This is a genomic window from Actinoplanes hulinensis, assembly GCF_019429605.1.
Classification (GTDB): domain Bacteria; phylum Actinomycetota; class Actinomycetes; order Mycobacteriales; family Micromonosporaceae; genus Actinoplanes; species Actinoplanes campanulatus.
This window is the reverse complement of sequence record NZ_JAHXZI010000013.1, coordinates 74,167-98,370: the sequence shown is the minus strand read 5'-3', so window position 1 is coordinate 98,370 and position 24,204 is coordinate 74,167. Positions and strand designations below refer to the sequence as shown.

Below are 24,204 nucleotides of genomic sequence, written 5' to 3'. Positions count from 1 at the left end.
AGCTGGGCGAGGTCACGCCGGGCAGCGGGATCGTCTGCGGCTTGCCGTCGACCGACACCTTCCACCCGTCCCGGCTGGTGGCCTCATCCCGGATCGGCTCGCCGGCCAGCGCGGTGTAGGCGCCGGGTTGGCCGAGGAGTTCCGACCGGGTCGCGCTTCCTCCGCGCGGGCCCGGATCTCCGCGACGAAGGCCAGCATGTTCTCGGTGGCCACCTCGAGGACGGCGCCGTCGGCGGCCTGCATACCGGGGATGATCATCTGCACGCCGTATTCCGAACCGGCGGCCGGCGCCGCCGCCGGGATTGCCCGGGTGGTGCCCAGCACGATCGGTTTGTCGAGGCGCTGCGGCACGACGGCGGTGTACTCGCGTTCCTGCCCGTACTTGCATGTCCGGTCCAGGGCGCGGTGGTCCGGTTCGTCGGGGGTGACGATCTCGGTGTCCGGCGTCTTCTTCGGCTCCGGCACGGTCGTCTGGTTCTCGATGAGCGCGAGGTCTTCAGCCTTGACCCACACCCAGTTGGTGGCCCTGGTGGTGGGGTCGAGCCACGGCACCCACTGTTGCGCCTTCGCTGGGTCGTCCACGTCGAACTGCAGCAACCAACGACCCCTCGGCGCCGCCACCTCGGCGCCGGTCAGACCGTCCGGGCGCGTTAGGGTCTTCCCCTCACGGGAGGACACTGCACATGTTGCGAAGGTTGACCGCGGCCGTGGCGGCCGCCGGTTTCACACTGTCTTTTGCCGCTTGCAGCCTCGGTGCGAAGGACAGCAGCTTCGATTGGGATGAGACCGTGCACACCGCGTCCGGCGCGGTCGTCGCCGTGTCCGCACCGCCTGGCACGGTGATCGAGAATTTCCCGGCGCCGCCGCTGGCCATCGACGACACCCTTCGGGTCACCGTGTTCGAGCACAAGGTGGTCGCCCAGCCGATCGACGCCCCGCTGGACGCCGCTGCCCATTGGTCGTACGAGCGCGCCGGTGATCCCGCCGTCTCCGACGTGCGAGTGGTCGAGCTGGACGGACGCAAGCTCGTGGTGGCCGGCTGGGACGATGGCGGCCTGGTGGCTCTGGAAGCGCTGACCGGGAAGATCGCGTGGCACGCGGAGTTCGAGCCGCAGGGCGAGGGCGTCATCACCGGCTGGTTCAACGTGTCGAGTGTCAGCGGCTACTACTCCGGCGCCGCCTTCACGACCGCCGATTCGACGCTGCTGGTCGGCTGGGCCTGGCAACTGGCCGGCTACGACCTGGCGACCGGCAGGAAACTGTGGCAGACCGAGCAGACCGGCTGCGACCGCGACGCCAACTGGAACCCGATGGGCGCCTTCGTCGTGGTCGACGCGGGCTGCGGGACCTCCCCCGACATCCACGTCAAGGTGCTGGACGCGCGCACTGGCGTCGTCAGCAGTGAGCTCCGCCCCGCATCCTGGCCGTCCACCTCCGACAGCAGGGGTCCCGACGGCGTGGCGGTGCACGGCTGCGCGGCGGACGGCTCGGACTGCCTGCTCCTCGAACATCACAACTCCGACGGCAACGACTACAAGGCGCGCTTCTACGCGATGACCGACAGCGGCAAGCTGGTCGCCACCGGTGCCGGGGTCGACTACCGCGGCTACGCCCACGTCCAGGGCGGCGGCGAGATGCTCATCGTCGATCAGCCGTCCGGCACGACCCGTTGGAAGGTGACCGGGGAAACCCGCGAGACGGGCTACCAGTTCGGTGCCTACGACCATCGGGAACTGCGCCCCGAGGATAAATCGATCTGGGTCAGTTCCCCCTCCTGGTACGGCGGCGACCGCCTCCTCGTCAAGCTCGACGCCAAGACCGGCCGGGTCCTCTCCTGCGCCGACGTCCCCACCGGTAAGACCGTCACCTACTTGCAGTCGCTGGACGACACCCACCTGATCACTGCCACCTACGTCGAGGACCCCCGATCCTCCGACCACGCCTACGCCCTCTATCTCCCCAAGAAACGCTCGGCCTGCTAGTGCGTTGACCAAGAAGCGCAAGACATCGCATCGACTACGAGCTGGGTCACCCGCGGCCCTTCCAGGGTGGCCGGCGCCCCGGCGCTGTCACCGGTTTCCGGCCCGTCATCCGGTGGATCCGGGGGCAATGCCATGTCCTCCCGGGTAACAGGAGAATCTGGACCGCGATGAACAACGCCAGGGCATCGACATAGGTCAGCCTCACGACCACCTACGCCGATGCCCATCCTCGACCAGCCGGACCCGGGCGAACAGGGACGAAGGTCCCGCTATCCATGGTCAGCGCCCGGCGGGCCGAGCGACTCCGGCGGGTACCCGGTCGGCCACCGGCCACCCCGGCGGCACGAGCAGGACTGGACACAGCTGTCGGCCGCCGGTCACCCCGCCGGAGTTGTAGACGGCCTCGACCGACCAGCCCTTGCGGCCCCGGCCGGCGATCAGCAGCCGGCAGCGGCGCGACGCCCGATCGATCGTGTACGCCACGTCGTCGTCCTCGATGACCAGCCGGTCCACCGGCACGTCCGGCCACCGTGCGGACCATTCGGCCAGCGCCGTGTGCAGACGGTCGCCGGCCTCCCTGACGTGCACCGCGGTGACGCCGCACCCGGCCCGGGCCGCCGCCTCGAACGCGGACGGCAGGGTCGCGGTGTGCCGTCCGGACACGGCCACCGCCACCGGCCCGCGTGGCGGCGCCGCGCCGCGGTGGACCAGCAGCGGGCAGACGCTGTGATGCGCCACGTACGCCGCCGTGGAACCCCAGCCGTGGCCGGAGCCGCCCTCGTCGCGGTGCCGCACCACCAGCAGGCCGGCCCGCGCCGACCAGCGGACCAGCGTCTCGGCGGCGCCTTCGTCCACCAGTTGGGTTCCGACGATCAGACTGGGGTACGCGAGCTGGGCCCGCCGGATCGCCAGCTCCAGCAGGTGGCGGCCGTCCGGCTGGTGCCGCGACCATGACACCGGCCGGCCGGGCCAGGCGTGGACCACGTGCAACGGAACGCCCCGGAAGGCCGCCTCCCCGGCGGCCATGTCGACCACCTGCAGATCAGCCGGCGCCCCATCGACACCAACCACCACGGGTAGCCTCTCCGCTACCGATGCGTCACTGGTCATACCCGCACGGTAAGCGCGCGAATGTGGCGCCGGACACCGCCGCCCGGCAGGTCCCGGGGGTCCATTCGACCCGCGGGACCTGCCGGCCGCGGGATAATTCAGACACCACCGGCCGGGTGGGTCCGGCCGCTTACTGGCGATGGTCTGGGGTGACCCATGGACACGACGACGGCACACACATCGGTGGACGAACTGACCGCGGCGATCCGCACGCGGCTAGGCCCGGAAACCCACTGGCGGCTGCGCACGCACCCGGACGGGAACGCGGTCGAGCTGATACCGGACACACCCCCACCGGGCGACGTGGTCCTCGCCGCGATCACCGGGGACACCCGTGTCGGCGCCGTGGTGAGCTATGCACGGGCGCGGGCCGCCGAACTGCACGCGCCGCTGCGCCTGGTGCACGTCTGGACCGGCCGCTGCTGGGAGATCGACGCCTACCGGATGGGCCCCGAGACGCCGGCCCAGGCCGACCTGATGCTGGCCACAGCCATGCGCGAGGGCCTCACCCCCTCCGAGACCGCGGCGACCGAACGGCAGATCCTGCACGACGACGATGCCGGGGCCGCACTCCGCGCGCTCGCCGACCACGCCGCTCTCCTGGTGGTGGGCGCCGCCGCGGGCCCGGTCGGTGACACGACCGGCGCGCTGATCGGGCACACCGCCTGCCCACTGGCACTGGTCACCTGACCGGGCTTCACCAGTTGCCGCGGACCACCACGACCGGGCAGTGCGCGTGCTGGACGCACTGCTGACTGACCGAGCCGATCAGCGCTCCGCCGAACGTGCTGTGGCCACGGCTGCCCACGACCAGCAGGCATGCGTGGGCGGACAGGTCGACCAGGACCTGTGCCGGGTGCCCGGGTTCCACCCGTTCCACCACCTCCACGTCCGGAGGGGCGTCGCCGAAGACGCTGTTCACCGCGGTCGTCAGCACCTTCCCGGCGGCCTCGGCCATGTCCTCCTCGGGCGCGGTCGGCACCCATCCGTAGTAGGCCGGAATCTGCCAGGCGGTCACCGCGTACAGGCGGCTTCCGGTCAGCCGTGCCTGCCGGGCCGCCCAGCGCAGTGCGGCTCGCGCCGGCGGGGAGCCGTCCACGCCGACCACCACGTCTTCGTCTCGGACCTCGGACGGGTCACGATCGTCGAAACCGTGTCATCATCCACCTCCTGTTCGGGTTGCCTGCTGCCAGGATGCCCCGGCTCAGCGGCCGGCCGTCGACTCCGGGCCGAACGGGGGCCTCGGGCCCGGGGAGTCGGCCCCGAAGGGCTGCCGCGGCCCCCGGAACTCGCGGTCGTCGAAGTCGTAGTCCAGCCACGAGTTCACCTCGACCACACCGGCCACCTGCCGGGCCAGCCGGATCGCGATCTCCGACGACGACCGGCGCTCGACCTTCCCGGTCAGTGTCACCACACCGTCGACGACCTGGGTCGTGACGGCACGGGCGTCTTCGGCCAGAAACGGCTCCAGCACGGCCTTCTCGATGTCGGCGAGGATCTCGCTGTCCAGCCGCTGGTGGACTTTCAGCAGGTCACCACGGGAGACGACACCGACCAGCCGGCCCTGGCCGTCGACGACCGGCAGGCGCTTGACCGCCTCGGCCTCCATCAGCCGCGCGGCCGCCGTCACCAGCATGCCCGGTGCCGCGACGACGGCCGGTGCGCTCATCAGCTCCGCGGCCGTACGCCCGTTCGCCTTGTCCCGCTCACCGCGCCGCCGCCGGCTCTCGAACATCCGCCGCTTCGCCGCACCGGCGTACTCGATCTTGCGAAGGAGATCGGCCTCGGAGACCACCCCCACCACCCGCTGCGACCCGTCGACCACCGGGACGGCGCTGAACCGGTGGCCGATCAGCACGTCGACCACTTCCCGGTACGAGGTGTCCTCCCCCACCGAGACGACGGCCTGGGTCATCACGTCACCAACGTTCCATGTCCGCATCGTGGCCTCCCGGGCTCGCGGATCCGTTGCTCTCACAGTGGTCGCCCGCCGGCCCGCGGGGTAGGGACCTCCGGCCCTGCCTTCCGGGGCGCATCGGCGATAACACGGAAGGCGAGGGCGGGACCGCCCGCCATCCGACCAGGACGAGGGTATGACGATGTCCCGCTACGTGTACGACTTCTTCGAGGGGAACAAGGATCTCAAGGACCTGCTCGGCGGCAAGGGCGCCAACCTGGCGGAGATGACCCGGATGGGCCTGCCGGTGCCGCCCGGGTTCACCATCACCACCGGCGCCTGCCGGGAGTTCCTGCGTACCGGCGTCATGCCGGCCGGCCTGTTCGACGAGGTGGAGGAGCACCTGCGGCTGGTCCAGGCCCGGCTGGGCAAACAACTCGGCGACCCGGCCGACCCGCTGCTGCTGTCGGTCCGCTCGGGTGGCAGGTTCTCCATGCCCGGGATGATGGAGACGATCCTGGACATCGGCCTCAACGACGCCACGGTGCTGGGGCTGGCCCGGCACAGCGGGGACGAGAGGTTCGCGTGGGACTCGTACCGCCGTCTCATCCAGATGTTCGGCAGGACCGTGTTCGGCGTACCCGGTGAGGAGTTCGAGGCCGAGCTGACGGCCGCGCGGGCCGCCGCGGGCGCCGCGACCGACGCCGACCTCGGCGCCCCCGCCCTGCGTGACCTGGTCGGCGCCTACAAGAAGGTGTTCGCGGCGCACACCGGCCGGGATTTTCCGCAGTCACCGCACGAGCAGCTGTTCTCGGCGATCAGCGCGGTCTTCGGATCGTGGAACGCCGAGCGGGCGGTGCTCTACCGCCGGCAGGAGCGCATCCCGCAGGACCTGGGCACCGCGGTCAACGTGATGGCGATGGTCTTCGGCAACCGCGGCCCGAACTCCGGCAGCGGGGTGGCGTTCACCCGGGATCCGGCCACCGGGCGGCGCGGCGCGTACGGCGACTACCTGCCCAACGCCCAGGGTGAGGACGTGGTGGCCGGCATCCGCAACACCATTGGCCTGGCCGAACTCGCCGAGATCAACCCGAAGAGCCACGCCCGGCTGCTGTCGATCATGCAGAAGCTGGAGCACCGCTACCGCGACCTCTGCGACATCGAGTTCACCATCGAGGACGGCACCCTGTGGATGCTCCAGACCCGGGTCGGCAAGCGCACCCCGGCGGCCGCCTTCGTGATCGCCGCCCAGCTCGTCGAGGAGGGTTTGATCACCCTGGACGAGGCGCTGCTGAGGGTGACCGGCGAGCAATTGGCGAAGCTGATGTTCCCGAGCTTCGACACGGCGGCCGCCCCGCCGCCGCTGACCACCGGTGTGGCCGCCTCCCCCGGCGCCGCCGTCGGCGCGATCGTCTTCGACTCGGCCACGGCCGCCGCCGCGACCGGCCCGGTGATCCTGGTGCGGCGGGAGACCAACCCGGACGACCTGCCCGGCATGATCGCCGCCCAGGGCATCCTGACCGGCCGTGGTGGAAAGACGTCGCACGCGGCCGTGGTGGCCCGGGGCATGGGTAGGACCTGCGTGTGTGGCGCCGACGAACTGGAGGTCGACGCGGAGAACGGCAGCCTGACCGTGGCCGGCCGGGTGCTGCACGCCGGGGATGTCATCTCGATCGACGGCACCTCCGGCCGGGTGTACGCCGGCCCGGTGCCGGTGCACCCCTCCCCCGTGGTCCGCTACTTCGAGGGTGAGCTGTCACCGCTGGGCGACCCGCTGCTGGCCGCCGTGCAACGGCTGATGACGCACGCCGGCCACGTGGCCCGGCTGGGCGTGCACGCCAACGCCGACACCGGCGCCGACGCCCGCCGCGCGCACCGCTTCGGCGCGACCGGTATCGGACTGTGCCGGACCGAGCACATGTTCCTCGGCAACCGGCGCGAACTCGTGGAACGCCTGATCCTCGCCACCGGCACCGGGGACCGCGAGGCGGCGCTCGCGGCCCTGCTGCCCCTGCAGCGCGACGACTTCGTGGAGCTGCTCGCGGCGATGGACGGCCGGCCGGTCACCATACGGCTCATCGACCCGCCACTGCACGAGTTCCTGCCGCCGCTCGACGAGCTGACCGCGCGGGTGGCCCGGGCCGAGGCGCTCGGCGAGGACCCGGGCAGCGACGGCCGGCTGCTGGCCGCGGTCCGCCGCATGCACGAGCAGAACCCGATGCTCGGGCTGCGCGGCGTACGTCTCGGCCTGGTCGTGCCCGGCCTTTTCGCGATGCAGGTCCGCGCGGTCGCCGAGGCCGCCGCCGAGCGGCTCGCGGCGGGCGGCGACCCGCGCCCGGAGATCATGGTCCCGCTGGTCGGCGCGGTTCAGGAGCTCGAGATCGTACGCGCGGAGGCCGTCCGCGTCCTGTCGGACGTGCCCGGCGCCCCACCGATCCCGATCGGCACCATGATCGAGGTCCCGCGGGCCGCCCTCACCGCGCACCAGATCGCGATGAGCGCCGACTTCTTCTCCTTCGGCACCAACGACCTCACCCAGATGACCTGGGGATTCTCGCGTGACGACGTGGAGGGGGCGTTCTTCGGCCGCTACCTCGACCTCGGTGTCTTCGGCGCCTCGCCGTTCGAGACCCTGGACCGGCTCGGCGTCGGCGAACTGGTGCGCACCGCCGTCGAACGCGGCCGCGCGGCCCGGCCCGGCCTGCCCACCGGCGTCTGCGGCGAACACGGCGGCGACCCCGCGTCCATCCGCTTCTTCCACGACGCCGGGCTCACCTACGTGTCCTGCTCCCCGTTCCGGGTGCCGGTGGCCCGCCTGGAGGCCGGTCGCGCCGCGGTAGGCGCCGGCCCGGCCTCCGACTCCCGCTGACGTACGGCCCGGCCGGGCGGGACCTTCCGCCCTGCCGGGGCACATCGACGCCGATGAGGCTGAGGGTACGAACCGACCCAGGGAGGAACCCATGCGCACCTCGACGATCGTGGTCGCCGTCGACGGCACCGAGCCCAGCCGGGCCGCGGTGCGCTGGGCGGCCCGGGAAGCCGTACGCGACGACCGGCCGCTGCTGCTCGTGCACGTGCTGGACTGGGACGCGGCGGCCAACCGGTACGACTTCAGCGGCCGCCGGTTCGATGCGGCCCACCGGGTGGCCGACGACATCGCGGCCCGCGCCGCCGAGGAGGCCCGGACTGCGGCGGCAGTGCAGGTGAGCACCAGGGTGCTGGCCGGCGACCCGGCCGCCCAGCTGGTGATCGCCTCCGAGCAGTCCGGGCTCATGGTGCTCGGCCATCGCGGTCATGGCGGGTTCCCGGGCCTGGGCCTGGGTTCGGTCAGTCAGCGGGTCGCCATGCACGCGCACTGCCCGGTGGCGGTGGTCCGCGGGCGTACCGATGCGGACGGACCGGTCGCGGTCGGCGCGGACGACGCCGACACCGCCGACGAGGTGCTGGAGACCGCCTTCACCGCGGCCCGCGACCTGGGCACCTCGCTGGTGGTGGTCCGCTCGTACCTGCCGGTCCTGCCGACGTACCGGGGAGGCTTCCCGCCGGCCGAGGTGCACACCCCGGAACAGGACGACGCCGAACGCGCCCGCCTGCAGGAGCAGTTGTCGCCGTGGCGTCTCAAGTTCCCGGACGTGCCGGTGGAGGTCCTGCTGTCGCACGACACCGCGGCCGCCGTCCTCAACGGGGTGTCGCACGGTTCCCGGCTGCTCGTGGTCGGCAGCCGCGGCCACGGCGTGTTCACCGGCACCCTGCTCGGCTCCACCGGTCTGCAACTGCTGCACCACGCCGGCTGCCCGGTGCTGATCGTCCGGCCGTACCGGTGACCGCTCCTGCGCCGCCTACGCCGACCCGGCCGAACATGGCCCGGGCCCACTGTTCGGGGGTGGCCGTCACCTCGGTGGTGAGTGTGAACCGGTCGGAGTAGTCGACGCGGGTCAGGGATCCGTCCGTCCGGACCGGTGCGGGATCGCGATGCAGGCCCACGGTGATTTCGATTCGCTTGCCGGCCGTCATCCTGCCCTCGCGACCCGGGTCGGGCGCTCGGCGACCGGAGCCGCCCGCAACATCAGATGCGCCGCGAACCCCACCGGGAGCACCAACCAGAACGTGATCAGCCGATACCCGAGAACCACCGCGAAGGCGCTCGCCGCGCCGGCGCCCGCCGTCGTCAGTCCCGCGAGGAGACTGGCCTCGATCAGCCCGATGCCTCCGGGCGTCACCGGAATCTGCCGCACCACCTGCATGGTCAGGTAGACGGCGGCGACCCGAACCCATCCGACGTCGGCCCGGAAGGCCTCGGCGACCGCGAGCAGACACGCCAGATCGAGCACCCATTTGCCGGCCGCGAGGGCCAGCGCCGCCGCCCAGTCCCGGCCGCCGACGGCCCGGCTGGCCCGAAGCGCCCGGTCAGCCTGCCGAAGAAGCCGGGCAAAGAGCGAAAACCGATTCAACAGATCCCGTGATCGTACGGCCAGAGCACTCCGAAACCGCATCCCGAGGAGCAGCAGTGCAACGACGGCGACCGCCGACAGGCTGGCGCCGAGGTCGAGCGGCCGCCATGTCGTGGCGGACAGCCCCGCCGAGACGACCGACCCCGCGCCGAACAGCATGAGCAGACTGAGCACCGTGATGACGCCCGACACCAACGTCACGGTCAGTGCCACGGCATGATCGGCGCCGCGGCGCTGATAGTGCCGGAACGTGTAGGCCGCCGCGACGGCTCCGCCGGCGGGCGCCACCATGCAGATCGCGCCGCTGCTGTAGGTGAGCGCGATCGCGTCCCTGCGCCGCAGCGGCACGCCCATCGCCACCATCAGCACCCGCTGCTGATAGGCGAACGCGAACTGCGACGCGGTCCCGAGCACCAGCGCGACCAGCGCCCACCAGGGGTTGACCGTCCGCAGCACCGTCGACAGCGACGACACCTGCGGAAAGTCCCGGCGCATCAACGCGACCGCACCGACCCCGACGACGCCGGCCATGACGGCCTTGCCCCCTCGCCGAACGATCCGGCGCCTCGGCCCATCCTGTCGCGGCATGTCTGACACGGTTCGACAATTGCCGATCAAGTCAAGCGCGTGGACCCTCAGACGGCGGAGCGCAGGCCCAGGCGCGGCGGGGTGGCGGGGAGCAGGTCGGCGGCCTCGGCGGAGACGGTGACCACGACGCAGCCGGAGCGGCGGGTGACCATGGCGGTGGCGCCGAGCAGGCGGGCCGCCCGGACCAGCACGGCGGCGATCTCCTGGTCGCGGACCGTCACCCAGATCAGGTCCCGGCGGCGGCGCTGGCCGGCGGCCAGCAGTGCGGCCCGCCACGCGGCCTGTGCCAGCGCGAGCCGCTGGGCGTGCCGGGGCGACGAGGCGCCGAGCGAGGTGGAGTCGAGGAGGGCCTGGCGCCCTTGTCGCCAGGCCGTCTCGAGCATCCGGCTGGTGGCCAGACGCTGGGTTTCCTGTACGAGCACCCGCTGCACCTGGTATCGGCGGCGCCCTCCGCCCGACCAGGTCTCCCGTGCAGCGGCGCATCCCAGGTCGGTGAGCAGGAAGGCGAGCCGGTCGGCCGCCTCCGCGCGGTCGAACTCCGCCAGGGCCTCACCGGACCGCGGGACCTGCCTCAACGGCGACGGCCGCTGAGGGCGGGCCGTGTCGACGCATTCCACGAGGCAGGCCGATTCGAAGGCGGCGGGCAGCGCACGTGCGAGTACGACCGTGCGTGTCGTCGTCTGGTCCATCGGCTTCTCCCTCCCGCGGTTATCCGACACCGTGGCCGATCCGCCCGTTCGGCCGGTACTCCCCCGGCGAAGACTTGAGGGAAACTTGCGCGGACCGAGCTCTCCCGCGTAGGGAATCAAGGTGCCTCTCCGAAGCAGCCGCCGCGCGACACTTGCCGGTCTGCTCGCACTCCTGACAGTCACTGGCTGTGACGGTCACGCGACGCAGGAGCGGCGGGTGCGGATCGCCACCGGCAGTCCGACCGCCGTCTACCACGCGATCGGCAGCGCCCTGGCCGGCGTCGTCGACCGGGAGCTGCCCGGCACCAAGGCGGAGGTGCTGGTGACCGCGGCGTCGGCGGAGAACGTCGAAAAGGTGTCGCAGGGCACCGCCGAGATCGGCTTCACCCAGGCGGATGTCCTGGTCACCGGCGGGGCGCCGGCTCCGACGGTGGTCGCTCTGGCCCGGGTGTACGACGATCTGCTGCACCTGGTGGTCCGCGCGGACAGCCCGATCGCGACCCTGGAGGGGTTGAAGGGTATGCGGGTGTCGGTGGGCGCCCGCGGCTCGGGCACCACCGTGACCGTGGACCGGTTGCTGTCGGTGGCGGACATGTCGAACGCGATGTACCGGCGGCAGCTGAACCTGGACGACTCGATCCGGGCCCTGCGCGACGGCGAGATCGACGCGTTCTTCTTCTCCGGCGGGCTGCCGGTCACCGGGATCAAGCAGCTCGGCGCCGATGTCGGCATCCGGGTGGTGGATCTGTCCAGGTGGGCGGGCGATCTGCGGCGTAAATACAGCGACGTGTACGTGGTGCGCGACGTGCCGACATCGGCCTATTCGGTGCCGCCGGTCGCCACGATCGCGGTGCCGAATCTGCTGGTCGCGTCGGAGTCGATGCCGGAGGATCTGGCGTACGAGCTGACCCGGCTGCTGATGGAGCGGCGTGAGGTGCTGGCGTCGGCGCATCCGGCGGCCGAGCGGCTGGACCCGCGGACCGCGATCTCCACCCTGCCGGTGCCGCTGCACCCGGGCGCGGCCCGCTACTACCGGTCGGTCAAACCCTGAGCTGTTCGCCGACAGTGAACGCCGGAAGATCGCCGGGGCCGGTGAAGTTGAGTCCGACGTACTCAACTCCCCGGAGGTAAACGTGACCGGCAAGCGACTTCCTGTGCTGTTCCTCGACGACGTCGTCCTGCTTCCGGGCATGGTCGTCCCGGTCGTCCTCGACGAGGCCGCCCAGGCCGCCGTCGACGCGGCCCGCACCTCGTCCGGCTCCGAGCTGCTGATCGCCCCGCGGCTGGAGGACCGGTACGCCTCGTACGGTGTGGTGGCCACCGTCGAGCAGGTCGGCAAAATCCGTGGCGGCTCCCCGGCCGCCGTCCTGCGCACCGGCACCCGGGCCCGCATCGGCAGCGGCGTGACCGGCCCCGGCGCGGCCCTGTGGGTGGAGGCCGATCCCGCCCCGGCCGGCACACCGGGCCCGCAGGTGCGGGAGCTCGCGGACGCGTACAAGAAATTGGTCGTCTCGGTGTTGCAGCGCCGCGAGGCGTGGCAGGTGATCGACTCGGTGAGTGCCATCGACGACCCCGGCGACCTGGCCGACACCGCAGGCTGGGCGCCCTATCTGTCCAACGACCGCAAGCGGGAGCTGCTCGAGACGCCCGACGTCGAGGCCCGGCTGCGGCTGCTGATCGAGTGGACGAAGGACTTCCTGGCCGAGTCCGAGGTCAACGAGACGATCGAGAAGGACGTCCGGGAGAACGTCGAGAAGCGCAACCGCGAGTACCTGCTGCGCGAGCAGCTCAAGGCGATCCGCAAGGAGCTCGGCGAGGGCGAGCCGGACGGCGGCGGCGACTACCGGTCCCGGATCGAGGCGGCGGACCTGCCGGAGCCGGTACGCGAGGCCGCGCTGACCGAGGCCGGCAAGCTGGAACGCGCCGGTGACCAGAACCCGGAGGCCTCCTGGATCCGGACGTGGCTCGACACGGTGCTGGACCTGCCGTGGAACGCCCGCACCACCGACAGCACCGACCTGGCGGCGGCCCGGGCCGTCCTCGACGCCGACCACCACGGCCTGGACGAGGTCAAGGACCGCATCGTCGAATACCTCGGCGTCCGCGCCCGCCGCGAGTCCCGTGGCCTGACGACGGCCGGCGGCCGCGGCTCCGGCGCGGTGATCCTGCTGGCCGGCCCGCCCGGGGTCGGCAAGACGTCGCTGGGCGAGTCGGTGGCCCGCACGCTGGGCCGCAAGTTCGTCCGGGTCGCCCTGGGCGGGGTCCGGGACGAGGCGGAGATCCGCGGCCACCGGCGCACGTACGTCGGCGCGCTGCCCGGCCGCATCGTGCGGGCGATCCGGGAGGCCGGTTCGATGAACCCGGTCGTGCTGCTCGACGAGGTGGACAAGGTCGGCAGCGACTACCGCGGCGACCCGGCCGCCGCCCTGCTGGAGGTCCTCGACCCGGCGCAGAACCACACGTTCCGCGACCACTACCTGGACCTCGACCTGGATCTGTCGGACGTGCTGTTCATCGCCACCGCCAACGTGCTGGAGACGATCCCGCAGGCGCTGTTCGACCGGATGGAGCTGATCGGCATCGACGGCTACACCGCGAACGACAAGGTGGCCATCGCCCGCGACCATCTGGTGCCCCGCCAGCTGGAACGCGCCGCCCTCTCGCCCGGCGAGGTGACCGTCACCGAGGAGGCGCTGCGCGAGATCGCCGCCGATTACACCCGGGAGGCAGGGGTACGGTCGTTCGAGCGCCTGCTCGCGAAGGCGTTCCGCAAGGTGTCCCTCCGGGAACTGCCGGCCACCATCGACGCCGGCGACCTGAAGGACCTGATCGGCCGTCCCCGGTTCACGCCGGAGTCCGGCGAGCGCACCGTGGTCCCCGGCGTGGCGACCGGGCTGGCGGTGACCGGGATGGGCGGTGACGTGCTCTACATCGAGGCGTCGCTGCTGCCCGGCAACACCGGCGGGCTGTCGGTGACCGGCCAGCTCGGTGACGTGATGAAGGAGTCCGCGCAGATCGCCCTCTCCTGGGTCCGGGCGCACGCCGGTGAGCTGGGCATCTCGCCGGAGCAGCTGGACCACCCGATCCACCTGCACGTGCCGGCCGGCGCGGTGCCCAAGGACGGGCCGTCGGCGGGCGTCACCATGACGACCGCGCTGGTGTCGCTGCTGCTGGGCCGCAACGTGCGCGCGGAGGTGGGGATGACCGGTGAGGTGTCGCTGACCGGCCGGGTGCTGCCGATCGGCGGGGTGAAGCAGAAGCTGCTCGCCGCCCAGCGGGCCGGGCTCACCGAGGTCTACCTGCCCGCCCGCAACGAGCCGGACCTCGACGACGTCCCGGCCGACGTGCGGGCGGCGCTGACCGTGCACATCGTCTCCGACGTGCGCGAGATCCTGCGCACCGCCCTGGAGCCGGTCGCCGCCGACACGGTGGCGGTGGCCTGAGCCGCGCCGGTCGATCCCGTCCCGTGACGGGATCGGCCGGTCGTCAGGTCAGCCGCGGCGCCACTTCTGGTTGGCGGTGCCGGCGCACTCCCAGAGCTGGAGCTGGGCCCGGTCGTCGCCGTTCCAGTCCTTGATGTCGAGGCACTTGTTGGCCTGCGGGTTCACCAGGTCGCCGGCGGCGCTGAGCACCCACTGCTGGGCCGGGTTGCCGCTGCAGTTGGCGATCTGGATGATCACGCCGTTGGCGGTGGAGCCCCACGGCACGTCCAGGCACTTGTTGTTGCCCGAGCGCAGCGTGCCGTTGACCGCCTCCCACTTCTGCGGGTCGAGGCCGTTGCACGGCCACATCTGCACCTGTACGCCGTCGGAGTAGTTGCCGCCGGGCACGTCCAGGCACTTGTTGTTCCAGTTGCTGACGATCGCGGTACGGGTGCCGCCACCGCTGGTGGTGAGGCTCAGGCCGTACACCTGAAGGATCTCGTTGACCGGCTGGAACCACATCGTGCCGCCGGTGGTGCAGTTGCCGGTGCCGCCCGAGGTGACGCCCTGGGCCTGGTTGCCGGAGATCCACGAGCCGCCGGAGTCCCCCGGCTGGGCGCAGGCGTTGCTGCGGCTCAGCCCGGACACCGCGCCCTGTTGGTAGTTGATCGTCTCGTTCTTGCCGAGCAGGGTGCCGCAGCGCCAGCCGGTGGTGCGGCCGGACCGGCAGATCGAACTGCCGACCGCCGCCTCCTGCGAGCCGGCGACCAGCACGTTCCCGCCGGCGTAGTTGTTGACCCACGGTTGCGGCGTCCAGTTGGCGTTGGTCCGTACCCAGGCGTAGTCGTTGCCGGGGAAGGACGATCCGGCGAACGTGCCCTGTGCCTGGTTGTTGAAGCCGAGCGTCGGGCTGCCGGCGCCGCCGCAGTGGCCGGCCGTCACGAAGCCGCCGGCCACCGCGAAGCCGATCGAGCAGAGCGTGTTGCCGTTGATCACGTACTGGTCGCCGCCGCGGATGTCGAACATCGGCCGGGGCGCGCCGTCCGCCGTCCGGACGGTGACCGTGCCGGCTCCGCTGTCGCGGGCGAACCGCTTGGCCGCGGCCTCGGCGCCCGGTGCGGCGGTGACGACGACGCTGTTGGTGGCCGGGTCGACGTACCAGCTGCGGATCTCGTCGCCCGCCGCGGCGCTGTTGCGGTCGAGCTTGGCGCGAGCCGCGTCGAGGGCCGCCGCCGAGCGGGCGACGATCTTCGGGACGGCGCCCTCCTCGCGTACGGCGCCGACGTCCGCCGGATCGGTCACGGCGACGGTGAGGCGGCTGCCGCCGGCCGGGATCCAGGCGCCGGCGAAGTCTCCGCCCAGTCGCTTGCGCAGCCGTTGTTCGACGACGGGCGCGGCCGCCTCGGTGGTCAGCCGCTCGGCGATCTGGGTGTCGGTCAGCTTGAGGTCACGGCGCATCGCGTCGAGCATGCCGGGCGCCAGGTCGAGCCGGACCGGGGCGGTGGGTTCGGGTTTACCTGCGGCGATGCCGGCGGCCGGCGTCGCTAAGACGGCCGCCAGGGCCACGATGATCGGGAGGATCGAGCGTTTCATGGGGAGTCCTTGTCAGCGCGAGGAACGGGGAGAGCGCTCTCTAAGGCGAGCTTTCTATCGACGTTCATAACTGTCAAGAAGGTTTTAAATTTACGACGTGAACCAGATGGTCGCGGCCAGGCCACCTGTCGCCGCGGGCGCCAGCGCGAACCGGCCACCCGACGCCTCCACCAGCACCGCCACGATCGACAGGCCCAGACCGGCGCCGTCGACGTTCTGCGCGTCCGGGGCCCGCCAGAACCGTTCCGTGGCCCGCCGCCGCTGCTCCTCGGTCATACCGGGACCGGTGTCACGAACCGTCACCTCGGCCCCACCGTCGCGGGCCGCGACCTCCACCTCGACCTTCCCGCCGGCCGGCGTGAACTTCAGCGCGTTGTCGATCAGCGCGTCCAGCGCCTGATCCAGCGCCGTCGCGACCATCCGCGCCGGCAGCCGCTCGTCCGGCAGCACGGCGACCAACTCGATCTCCCGGCGCTCGGTGAGCGGCCGCCACGCCTGCACCCGATTACGCGCGAGGGACACCGCGTCCACCACCTCCACCCGCTGCTGACCACGTTCCGCGCGGGCCAGGGCGAGCAGCCCGTCCAGCACGTCGGCGAGCCGGTCGGTCTCCTCCAGGGCGATCTCGTGATCGGCGCGCAGCTCCTCGTCGTCGAGGCCACCACCCAGATCCTCGATCCGCAACCGCAGCACGGTGAGCGGATTGCGCAGCTGATGACTGGCGTGCGCCACGAACGACCGCTGCCGCTCCATCGCCTCCGCCACCGCGTCCGCCATCTCGTTGAAGCTCGCCGACAACCGGCGCAACTCGGGCGGGCCCAGGCCGGGCTGCACACGGGCCGCGCTGTCCCCGGCGGCGATCTCGTGGGCCGCCGCGTCCAGCCGGGTCACCGGCCGCAGCACCCATCCGGCCAGCCGGTGCGCGGTCGTCAGACAGGCCGCCACCGCGATCGCGCCGACCAAGGCCAGAACCAGCCAGACCACCAGCACGGCGCGCCGGTTACGGTCGGTGGGCGAGACGGTCAACACCACGCCCAGTACGGCGCCGCCGTCACTGACCGGAACGGCGACCACCAGCGGTTCGGTCGTCCACGGCCACAACGTCTCCGGGCTGCCGACCTGGTGCCCGGCCAGGGCGCCCCGGATCGCGCCGGCCGGGTCGGCGGGCCGGCTCCCGAAGACGCTGAGCACCCGCTGATCCTGGTCGACCAGCATCGTGCCGATCCCGTACAGCTCCTGATAGCGGCGCAACTCGTCGGTCACCGCGTCGAGCTCCCCGCTGCGCACGGCGGGCGCGGCCAGCGAGGCGAACCGGGTGGCGTCGGCGAGCCGGTCGGCGACCGCACGGTCCGTCTCCCGGCTGGCCACGGTCACGGCGAGCGGAATGGCCAGGGCCAGCAGCACCATGCAGAGCAGCAGGAGGTAGGTGACCACCAGCCGCCTGCGCACGGGCGCTCCCCCGATCTGCTCCTTACCCAGCGCGCAAACGGTAGCCGACCACACGGACCGTCGGCACGGGCCCGTGGTCACCGAATGGTCACGCAGCAGACCGCGGGCCCACACCCGGAACGGCGCTCGCCCTCCCCACCAGAAAGGCAGCCACTACAGCCACGGCATTCGCCACCCTGTCGAGTGACTACCTATCATGAGGCAACTAGCGCTACGCTAACCCCCATGCCCTCGCAGACACACGAGGTCCTCATCGAGATGTTCCGGAACCGGCCGTCCCTCGCCGCCGAACTCCTCGACGGACCTCTGCACGACCACCTCCCGAACTACGACGAAGCCATCCTCACCTCCGCCGAACTCAACGACGTCGCCCCGACCGAATACCGCGCCGACGCCGTCGTCACCCTGAACCGATCCGGCGCCACCGTCCTCGCCGTCGTCATCGAAGTCCAGCGCCGCATCGACGGCAGGAAGCAACGCAGTTGGCCCGCCTACGTCGCCACCCTCTACGCCCGGCTCGGCTGCCCCGTCGCTCTTCTCGTGGTCTGCCCACACCAACCCGTCGCCGACTGGGCCGCACACCCCATCGTCATCGGCCTCCCACCCGCCACCATCACCCCGATGGCCTTCGGCCCCCAAGAGGTGCCCGTGATCACCACCCCCGACAACGCCCGCCGACTACCCGAACTCACCGTGCTCTCGGTCCTCGCGCACGCCGCCCACACCGATCCCCACCCACTCTTCGGAGCCCTGTTCACCGCCCTCGACGCCATCGATCCCGACACTGCGACGCTCTACCATGACTTCATCCTCACCGTGCTGCCCGCCGCGACCAGAAAGCTGCTGGAGGACTACATGCCCACCACCGACTACCCCTACAAGAGCGAGTGGTCCCAGCGACAGTTCGCCGCAGGTAAAGCCGAGGGCAAGGCCGAGGGCAAAGCGGAGGGAGAGACCCGGGCGATCCTCACCTTCCTGGACGCGCGCGGCGTGGACGTCCCCGACAAGGCTCGGGCGACGATTGCCGCCTGCACCGACCTCGACCAGCTCGAACAATGGGTGCGCCGGGCGGCCACCGCCGAACGGGTGGAGGACCTGGGCGGGCCCCTGCTCGACTGAGGCCGGTCTCCTGAGCCGACTCCCCGGACGCTCTCGCTGAAGCTCGCCGACAGTCTTCGCAGCTCGGGCGGGCCGAGACCGGGCTGCACCCGGACCGCACGGTCCCCCACGGCGGTCTCGTGCGCTACCACGCCCAGCCGGGTCACCGGCCGCAACACCCAGCTCGCCAGCCGATGCGCGGTGGTCACCCAGGCGGCCACCGCGATCGCGCCGGCCCCCTGGCACCGACTCCTGGTCAGCTACTGGTCACGCCGCACAGCCCATCAGCTCACGCCGGCCGGCGACACGATCGGGTGCTTCCGATCGACGAGCCCCGCCACGTTACGGATCGTCACCGCATTGGAAGCAGGAGCGGATCGCTGTCCGCCAGATAGTGGTGACGGCTGACGGGTTGCGGAGCTGTCGGTGCCGGGTCAGGAGGTCTGCGCGGGTGGTTACCGGTCTGGTTCTGGATGCTGCCGGGTTCGAGGTGTTGGTCGCCGGGCAGCGGGTGGGTACTCCCCGGTCTCTGGAGGACTTTGACGTCGAGCTGCTGCGGGATGTGACCGGCCGCTATGTGGATGCGATCCACACGCAGGCCGATGACGCCGTGTTCCTCGGTTTGGGCCGGGAGCTGTTCGCGTGGCTCGACGGTGACCTGAGGCAGTTGACCCTGCTGCTGGACCGGGCGGCGACACCGTTGATGTTCGAGATTCAAGGACCGCGGGCGCCGTCCGCAGCCGGCTGGGCGGTGTTGCGGGCGCCGTGGGAGGTGCTGGCCGACCAGGGTGGGTTTCTGGCCGCGGATGCGCTCCGCCGGTTCGAGGTGGTTCGCCGGCTGGGCAAGCCGTCGGCTGCTCCGCCGCTCGACAGGTTCCGGCTGGGGCTGATGTTCATGGCCTCGGCCCCGGCCGGGCAGCACGAGCTGGACTTCGAGGCCGAGGAATCGGCCATCCTGACGGCGGTCGGCGACCGGCAGGTGGACCTGGTCGTGGAGGACACCGGGGATCCCGACCAGCTGCGGTTGCGGTGGGCGGACCTCGACGGGCTCCCGGTCCTGCATCTGTCCTGTCACGGGGTGAACAACTGGCCCGCGTCGGCGGGTGGGCCCCGGGTGCCGGTACTCATGATGGAGAACGAGGTCGGCGATGGTCGGCCCGTTACAGCGGCTGAGCTGGTCAAGCAGTTGTCGGTGATGCCGCGGTTGATGTTCGTGTCAGCGTGTCTGACGGCTACACCGGCGGACGCGACCGGGTATCTCGCGCCCGGCCCCGACCATCGTTCCACGGACACCGAGGCGGGTGCCGATGTGGTGGTGCCGGTGGCGCATTCCCTGTCCACCGAACTGGTGACCGCAGGGATCCCGGCGGTGGTGGGCTGGGACGGGTCGGTCACCGACGGCGCCGCGACCCTGTTCGCCCAACATCTCTACCAGCAGTTGGGGTCACGGCAGGACTTGGTGCTGGCGGTCGGTGACGCCCGCCGCAAGCTGTTGGCCTGTGACCAGCCACCGTTGCGTGCGGACTGGCATCTGGCCCGAATCTGGCTCGGCCCGGCCGGCGGTGGACCGGTCGTCGCCGGAGCCAGTAAACGACAGAAGGTGTCCGCGATACACGGGACGAAGACGTTCCTCGACCTGAAACGCCAGCACGTTCCGGTGGCCTCGGCGGACATGTTCGTCGGCCGGCGGCGGGAGATGCGGCAGGCGTTGCGCGTACTGCGCGGTGGCGAGCAGGCCGGGGTGCTGCTGAACGGGCAGGGTCGTCTGGGTAAGTCGAGCCTGGCGGCCCGGCTGGCGGACCGGTTCCCTGATCGGGCGGTCGCGGTGCTGTTCGGCGACTACACCGCGCTCGGCGTGCTGGACGCGATCACGACCGCGGTGCAGGACAACCCGGCCGCGCGAGCCATGATCGAGGCCCGGCGAGCCGAGGTGCGGGATCGGCCGGAGGCGCTGCGGTGGGTCCTGGTTGATCTACTGGCCGGTCCGTGCACGCAGAACGGCGATGATCATCAGCGACCGCTGCTGCTGATCATCGATGATCTGGAGCAGGTCCTCGAACCGCGCCCGGAGGGTCCGCATCGTGTGTCCGCGGGGTTCGCGCCGGTGCTGGCGGCCGTCTTGCAGGCGTTCGATCCGGACCGCAGTGACAGCCGACTGGTGGTCACCAGCCGGTTCGTGTTCGCGTTGGACGGGCTGGAGGACCGGTTGACACCGGTGCAGTTGGCCCCGTTGTCGGATGTGGCGCAACGCAAGCTCGCGGTTCGGCAGCGGGCGGTGTCGCCGGAGGAGTTGCGGGAGGCGCGGGCCGGACTGGCGGCGCGGGCGATGGCTCTCAGCGGGGGCAACCCCGGTCTCCAGGATCTGGTCGGGTTGCGGCTGGTCTATAGCTCGGAGGTCACGCCCGCTCGCGCCGAACAGGCCGTCACCGACATGGAAACCTACCTGGACCAGGGAGATCTGCCCACCGACGGCGAGGTTCGGGCGTTCGTGGAGAACCTCGCCCTGGATGCCCTGATCGGCCAGGCCGGGCCCGACCACGTCGCCCTCCTGCGAGCGCTGAGCCTGTTCGACCTACCCATGCCGCCTGCGGTCACGGTCCTGCTCGAAACTCGGACCGGCGGAACGGTTCAGCGACTGTGCGGGCTGGGGCTGGCCGACACCTTCCCCGACCCTCACAGCCAGGCGGCCACCGCCGTCGCGGTCAATGCTCTCGCCGCCGGTCGGCTCACCCCATTGACCGAGCCGGAGCAGGTAGAACTGGCGACGGCGGCGGTTCAGCCCCTGGCTGCGGCGTGGACCGGCCCCAAAGAGCAGTCTCCCTGGGATCCGGCCCTGGACCTGCAACTGACCCGATTGGCGGTCCTGGCTGACGATCCGGCGGTGACCACCCGATATGCGGCGGGCGCGGTGTGGACCTTGGGTTCCGGGCCCGCCGCGCAGGCTCTGGCGCTCGGGCAAGCGGCCATCTCGGTGCTCGACCGACACGGCAGCCCGGCACCGGCCCTACTGCTACGGCAGGTCGCCGACGCCGCGCAGGTAAGCGGCGATGGCGACACTGCCGCTGCACTCTTTGACCGGGCGGTCAAGCAAGCCACCATGGAAGGTGCCACAGCCGACCCGCTGGAACACGCTCGGGTCATCGCCGAATACGCCCGCCTGCTGATAACCCGTGGTGAACTGGATCGGGCCGAGCAGTTGCTCAGTCAGGCCCGGGACATGTTCACCACTGCCCATTCAGATCGCGAAACCGCCATCACCTGGGGAAACATCGCCGACATCCTCTTCCGGCGCGGCGAATATGACGAAGCACTCCGCATCCGCCACGAACGCGAACTACCCGTCTACCAACACCTCGGCGACACCCGCTCCACCGCCATCACCTGGGGCGACATATCCAACATCCTCTACCAACGCGGCGAATACGACGAAGCACTCCGCATTCACCACGACCAACTACCCGTCTACGAACGACTCGGCGACACCCGCTCCACCGCCACCACCTGGGGAAAAATCGCCGACATCCTCTACGAACACGGCGAATACGACGAAGCACTCCGCATCCGCCACGAACGCGAACTACCCGTCTACCAACACCTCGGCGACACCCGCTCCACCGCCATCACCTGGGGCGACATCGCCGACATCCTCTACCAACGCGGCGAATACGACAAAGCACTCCGCATTCACCACGACCAACTACCCGTCTACAAACGACTCGGCGACACCCGCTCCACCGCCACCACCTGGGGAAAAATCGCCGACATCCTCCACCAACGCGGCGAACAGGACGAAGCACTCCGCATTCGTCAGGAGAAGGTGCTGCCAGCTTTCGAGCGGTTGGACGACTTGGACGGCATCGCGAATGCCACCTGGGGTATCGCGGAGATCCAACTGGACCGCCGGGAATTCGAAGCCGCGGCGCCTAACGTGGTCAAAGCATTCCAGATCCTCGAACACCTGCAACGACCCGACGGTCTCGCGATCGTCGGCAACACCCTCGGTCAAATGCTGATCGCCAATGGCGAAACGGACACCGCGCGGCAGGTATTGGAGACGAGCCGTGCCGCGGCCCGCAAGATCGCGGCTACCGCCTTGGAGCAGCATTTAGGCGAGTTGCTGCGGAAGCTCGGCCAGAACCCCGAGGAGGAGTAGAGCGCCCTACAAGGCTGATGACCCGGAGCCTCGTCGGCGAGGGACCACCAGTTCGGCGGCGAACATCGCTTGGGGGTCAGGTGGAGCGGAGGCGGTAGCCGACTCCTCGGACGGTCTGGACCAGGTCGGGGTCGCCCAGTTTGTTGCGGAGGGAGGCGACGTGGACCTCCAGGGTGTGTTTGCCGGACCAGGTGGTCTGCCAGACGTCCAGCATGATGCGCTCGCGGGTGAGGGCGATTCCGGGCTGGCGGGCCAGCGACGCCAGGATGTCGAATTCCTTGCGGGTCAGGTTGACCGGCTCGCCGGTGACGGTGACGGTGCGGGCGCCCAGGTCGATGCGGAGCGGGCCGACCTCGACCACCTGGGCCGGTGCGGGGGCGGAGCGCATCGTGCGCCGGAGGAGGGCCTCGATGCGGGCCTGCAGCTCGGCCATCGAGAAGGGCTTGACCACGTAGTCGTCGGCGCCGACTCGCAGGCCGGTCACCCGGTCGCGTTCCTCGCCTCGGGCGGTGACGGCGATGATGCCGAGGTTCTCGTTGCGGGCGCGCAGCACCCGGCACACGTCGATGCCGTCGCCGTCGGGCAGGTTGAGGTCCAGCAGCACGAGATCGCACGGGGCGGCCTCGAGCGCCGCGGTGGCCGTTGCGGCGTGTTCGACCGCGTAGCCGCGCCGTTGCAGCATCGAGGTCATCACCGCGCCCACCCGGCGGTCGTCCTCCACCAGCAAGATCCGCATCGGTCCCGGCCTTCCGTCGTTCGAACGACGCACGGTAGCCGCTGGATGTTTCCGGCGGCCACTCGGAGGATATTGGCCCTTGACGATCAGGTGCCGGTTTTGTCGGTGACCCGGCAGCTCAGCCCGGTGGGTGCGGCAATGGCCGGACCCGGCAGTGAGCCGGGCTGAGCTGCGGGAACGGCCGTGGTTGCGGTTGGCGACTGCGGCGTCCGTACCCCTAAGAAGTCATTTTGAGGAGCGCGTTGCCGCCGAGCATGAGCACATCGGCGCCGGCGACGAACGCCATGCACCGCCGGTAGAGGCGGTCGGCGAGTTCCGGGTCGTCGGTGGTGCCCCAGGCGCGGAAGAGCAGGATGACGGAGCAGATCACCAGCGGGACCCCGCCGATGACCAGCAGCCAGCCCTCGCCGGGTGTGGTGCCCCGGGCCACCAGCATGGTCACCATCACTGCCGGGAGGATCCCGAAGAACACCACGGCGAGTACGGCGTACCAGCGCAGCGGTGTGATCGTGTTCGTCATGTGCCACCTTTCGGTCCGCGCGATCCTAACCGCCGGACGCGGCGGCCGCCCTGATCGCCTCCCGGATGCGCGCGTAGGTGCCGCACCGGCAGATGTTGCGGATGCCGTCCAGGTCGGCGTCGGTGATCTCCCGGCCCTCGGCGGCGACCCGGCGCACCAGGTCGACGGCCGCCATGATCTGGCCGGGCTGGCAGTAGCCGCACTGCACCACGTCGTGGTCGAGCCAGGCCTGCTGCATCGGGTGCAGGTCGGCGCCGGCGGTGGCGGCCAGCCCTTCGATGGTGGTCACCTCGTCGCCGGGGCCGAGGTCGCGGACCGGTACGGCGCACGGGTTGAACGCTCGCCCGTTGAGGTGGCTGGTGCAGGCCTTGCAGACGTTGATGCCGCAGCCGTACTTCGGGCCGGTGACGCCGAGGATGTCGCGCAGCACCCAGAGCAGGCGCACGTCGCTGTCGACATCGACGGTGACCTGTTCACCGTTGACCCGGAAGGTGTGCTCAGGCACTCAGACCCCCT

The 24,204-nt window shown here is 71.0% G+C and carries 19 protein-coding genes and 1 pseudogene; 8 read left to right on the top strand and 12 right to left on the bottom strand.

Annotated features, from left to right (window positions below; translation table 11 throughout):
- Nucleotides 1-12: 12 nt before the first annotated feature.
- Complete coding sequence (locus KZ829_RS24490; protein ID WP_220146258.1) at nt 13-597, bottom strand: hypothetical protein; 585 nt, start codon at nt 595-597, stop codon at nt 13-15.
- Nucleotides 598-788: 191 nt separating this feature from the next.
- Between KZ829_RS24490 and KZ829_RS24485 the strand changes: the two genes are divergently transcribed.
- Entirely contained in the window at nt 789-1,982 is a 1,194-nt protein-coding gene (locus KZ829_RS24485; RefSeq protein WP_220146257.1) for an outer membrane protein assembly factor BamB family protein, read from the top strand.
- 279 nt (nt 1,983-2,261) lie between these two features.
- Here the strand turns inward: KZ829_RS24485 and KZ829_RS24480 are convergent, their stop codons facing one another.
- On the bottom strand, nt 2,262-3,092 hold the full coding sequence (locus tag KZ829_RS24480; protein ID WP_220146256.1) for a universal stress protein: 831 nt from the start codon (nt 3,090-3,092) through the stop codon (nt 2,262-2,264).
- Nucleotides 3,093-3,248: 156 nt separating this feature from the next.
- Here KZ829_RS24480 and KZ829_RS24475 point away from each other — a divergent pair, with 156 nt between their 5' ends.
- Nucleotides 3,249-3,782: a universal stress protein gene (locus KZ829_RS24475; protein WP_220146255.1), complete on the top strand. Its 534-nt coding sequence runs from the start codon at nt 3,249-3,251 to the stop codon at nt 3,780-3,782.
- A 7-nt stretch (nt 3,783-3,789) separates the two neighbouring features.
- Here the strand turns inward: KZ829_RS24475 and KZ829_RS24470 are convergent, their stop codons facing one another.
- Both KZ829_RS24470 and KZ829_RS24465 read right to left on the bottom strand, forming a co-directional pair.
- Complete coding sequence (locus KZ829_RS24470) at nt 3,790-4,191, bottom strand: universal stress protein (protein ID WP_308285639.1); 402 nt, start codon at nt 4,189-4,191, stop codon at nt 3,790-3,792.
- A 105-nt stretch (nt 4,192-4,296) separates the two neighbouring features.
- The gene (locus tag KZ829_RS24465) at nt 4,297-5,034 is read right to left on the bottom strand and encodes a CBS domain-containing protein (RefSeq protein ID WP_220146253.1); all 738 of its coding nucleotides are present in this window, start codon (nt 5,032-5,034) and stop codon (nt 4,297-4,299) included.
- Between the two features lie 157 nt (nt 5,035-5,191).
- Between KZ829_RS24465 and ppdK the strand changes: the two genes are divergently transcribed.
- Together ppdK and KZ829_RS24455 are read left to right on the top strand one after the other, a co-directional pair.
- Nucleotides 5,192-7,858 (top strand): pyruvate, phosphate dikinase, encoded by a 2,667-nt coding sequence (ppdK, locus tag KZ829_RS24460; protein ID WP_220146252.1) that lies wholly within the window; start codon nt 5,192-5,194, stop codon nt 7,856-7,858.
- 91 nt (nt 7,859-7,949) lie between these two features.
- Nucleotides 7,950-8,813, top strand: a complete 864-nt coding sequence (locus KZ829_RS24455) for a universal stress protein (protein WP_220146251.1) — start codon at nt 7,950-7,952, stop codon at nt 8,811-8,813.
- 186 nt (nt 8,814-8,999) lie between these two features.
- Here the strand turns inward: KZ829_RS24455 and KZ829_RS24450 are convergent, their stop codons facing one another.
- Nucleotides 9,000-9,971 (bottom strand): lysylphosphatidylglycerol synthase transmembrane domain-containing protein, encoded by a 972-nt coding sequence (locus KZ829_RS24450; RefSeq protein ID WP_220146250.1) that lies wholly within the window; start codon nt 9,969-9,971, stop codon nt 9,000-9,002.
- Between the two features lie 104 nt (nt 9,972-10,075).
- Nucleotides 10,076-10,717: a hypothetical protein gene (locus KZ829_RS24445; RefSeq protein ID WP_220146249.1), complete on the bottom strand. Its 642-nt coding sequence runs from the start codon at nt 10,715-10,717 to the stop codon at nt 10,076-10,078.
- A gap of 115 nt (nt 10,718-10,832) precedes the next feature.
- On the opposite strand from KZ829_RS24445, the gene KZ829_RS24440 reads away from it, so the two are divergent.
- Nucleotides 10,833-11,768 (top strand): TAXI family TRAP transporter solute-binding subunit, encoded by a 936-nt coding sequence (locus tag KZ829_RS24440; RefSeq protein ID WP_220146391.1) that lies wholly within the window; start codon nt 10,833-10,835, stop codon nt 11,766-11,768.
- A gap of 82 nt (nt 11,769-11,850) precedes the next feature.
- The gene (gene lon / locus KZ829_RS24435) at nt 11,851-14,160 is read left to right on the top strand and encodes an endopeptidase La (protein ID WP_308285638.1); all 2,310 of its coding nucleotides are present in this window, start codon (nt 11,851-11,853) and stop codon (nt 14,158-14,160) included.
- Nucleotides 14,161-14,208: 48 nt separating this feature from the next.
- On the opposite strand, the gene KZ829_RS24430 is transcribed toward lon, so the two are convergent.
- Both KZ829_RS24430 and KZ829_RS24425 read right to left on the bottom strand, forming a co-directional pair.
- Complete coding sequence (locus tag KZ829_RS24430; RefSeq protein ID WP_220146248.1) at nt 14,209-15,732, bottom strand: ricin-type beta-trefoil lectin domain protein; 1,524 nt, start codon at nt 15,730-15,732, stop codon at nt 14,209-14,211.
- 90 nt (nt 15,733-15,822) lie between these two features.
- Complete coding sequence (locus KZ829_RS24425) at nt 15,823-17,181, bottom strand: HAMP domain-containing sensor histidine kinase (RefSeq protein ID WP_220146247.1); 1,359 nt, start codon at nt 17,179-17,181, stop codon at nt 15,823-15,825.
- 225 nt (nt 17,182-17,406) lie between these two features.
- Between KZ829_RS24425 and KZ829_RS24420 the strand changes: the two genes are divergently transcribed.
- Nucleotides 17,407-18,300: a hypothetical protein gene (locus KZ829_RS24420; protein ID WP_220146246.1), complete on the top strand. Its 894-nt coding sequence runs from the start codon at nt 17,407-17,409 to the stop codon at nt 18,298-18,300.
- Nucleotides 18,301-18,350: 50 nt separating this feature from the next.
- Here the strand turns inward: KZ829_RS24420 and KZ829_RS43235 are convergent.
- Nucleotides 18,351-18,488, bottom strand: a pseudogene (locus KZ829_RS43235) (hypothetical protein); the annotation flags it as partial.
- Between the two features lie 242 nt (nt 18,489-18,730).
- Here KZ829_RS43235 and KZ829_RS24415 point away from each other — a divergent pair.
- Entirely contained in the window at nt 18,731-22,432 is a 3,702-nt protein-coding gene (locus KZ829_RS24415; protein ID WP_220146245.1) for a tetratricopeptide repeat protein, read from the top strand.
- A 76-nt stretch (nt 22,433-22,508) separates the two neighbouring features.
- On the opposite strand, the gene KZ829_RS24410 is transcribed toward KZ829_RS24415, so the two are convergent.
- The 3 genes from KZ829_RS24410 to KZ829_RS44630 all read right to left on the bottom strand — a co-directional run bounded on the left by KZ829_RS24410 (nt 22,509) and on the right by KZ829_RS44630 (nt 24,193).
- Entirely contained in the window at nt 22,509-23,168 is a 660-nt protein-coding gene (locus tag KZ829_RS24410) for a response regulator transcription factor (protein WP_220146244.1), read from the bottom strand.
- 217 nt (nt 23,169-23,385) lie between these two features.
- On the bottom strand, nt 23,386-23,688 hold the full coding sequence (locus KZ829_RS24405; protein ID WP_220146243.1) for a hypothetical protein: 303 nt from the start codon (nt 23,686-23,688) through the stop codon (nt 23,386-23,388).
- A gap of 25 nt (nt 23,689-23,713) precedes the next feature.
- The gene (locus KZ829_RS44630; RefSeq protein ID WP_220146242.1) at nt 23,714-24,193 is read right to left on the bottom strand and encodes a (2Fe-2S)-binding protein; all 480 of its coding nucleotides are present in this window, start codon (nt 24,191-24,193) and stop codon (nt 23,714-23,716) included.
- Nucleotides 24,194-24,204 lie beyond the last annotated feature (11 nt).

What these genes read in the sequence shown, in the direction of transcription:
- KZ829_RS24410 (WP_220146244.1), bottom strand. Translation starts at nt 23,168, where the DNA reads ATGCGGATCTTGCTGGTGGAGGACGACCGCCGGGTGGGCGCGGTGATG.
- KZ829_RS24450 (WP_220146250.1), bottom strand. Translation starts at nt 9,971, where the DNA reads ATGGCCGGCGTCGTCGGGGTCGGTGCGGTCGCGTTGATGCGCCGGGAC.
- KZ829_RS24445 (WP_220146249.1), bottom strand. Translation starts at nt 10,717, where the DNA reads ATGGACCAGACGACGACACGCACGGTCGTACTCGCACGTGCGCTGCCC.
- KZ829_RS24465 (WP_220146253.1), bottom strand. Translation starts at nt 5,034, where the DNA reads ATGCGGACATGGAACGTTGGTGACGTGATGACCCAGGCCGTCGTCTCG.
- KZ829_RS24405 (WP_220146243.1), bottom strand. Translation starts at nt 23,688, where the DNA reads ATGACGAACACGATCACACCGCTGCGCTGGTACGCCGTACTCGCCGTG.
- KZ829_RS24430 (WP_220146248.1), bottom strand. Translation starts at nt 15,732, where the DNA reads ATGAAACGCTCGATCCTCCCGATCATCGTGGCCCTGGCGGCCGTCTTA.
- KZ829_RS24475 (WP_220146255.1), top strand. Translation starts at nt 3,249, where the DNA reads ATGGACACGACGACGGCACACACATCGGTGGACGAACTGACCGCGGCG.
- KZ829_RS24420 (WP_220146246.1), top strand. Translation starts at nt 17,407, where the DNA reads ATGCCCTCGCAGACACACGAGGTCCTCATCGAGATGTTCCGGAACCGG.
- ppdK (WP_220146252.1), top strand. Translation starts at nt 5,192, where the DNA reads ATGTCCCGCTACGTGTACGACTTCTTCGAGGGGAACAAGGATCTCAAG.
- KZ829_RS24480 (WP_220146256.1), bottom strand. Translation starts at nt 3,092, where the DNA reads ATGACCAGTGACGCATCGGTAGCGGAGAGGCTACCCGTGGTGGTTGGT.
- KZ829_RS24455 (WP_220146251.1), top strand. Translation starts at nt 7,950, where the DNA reads ATGCGCACCTCGACGATCGTGGTCGCCGTCGACGGCACCGAGCCCAGC.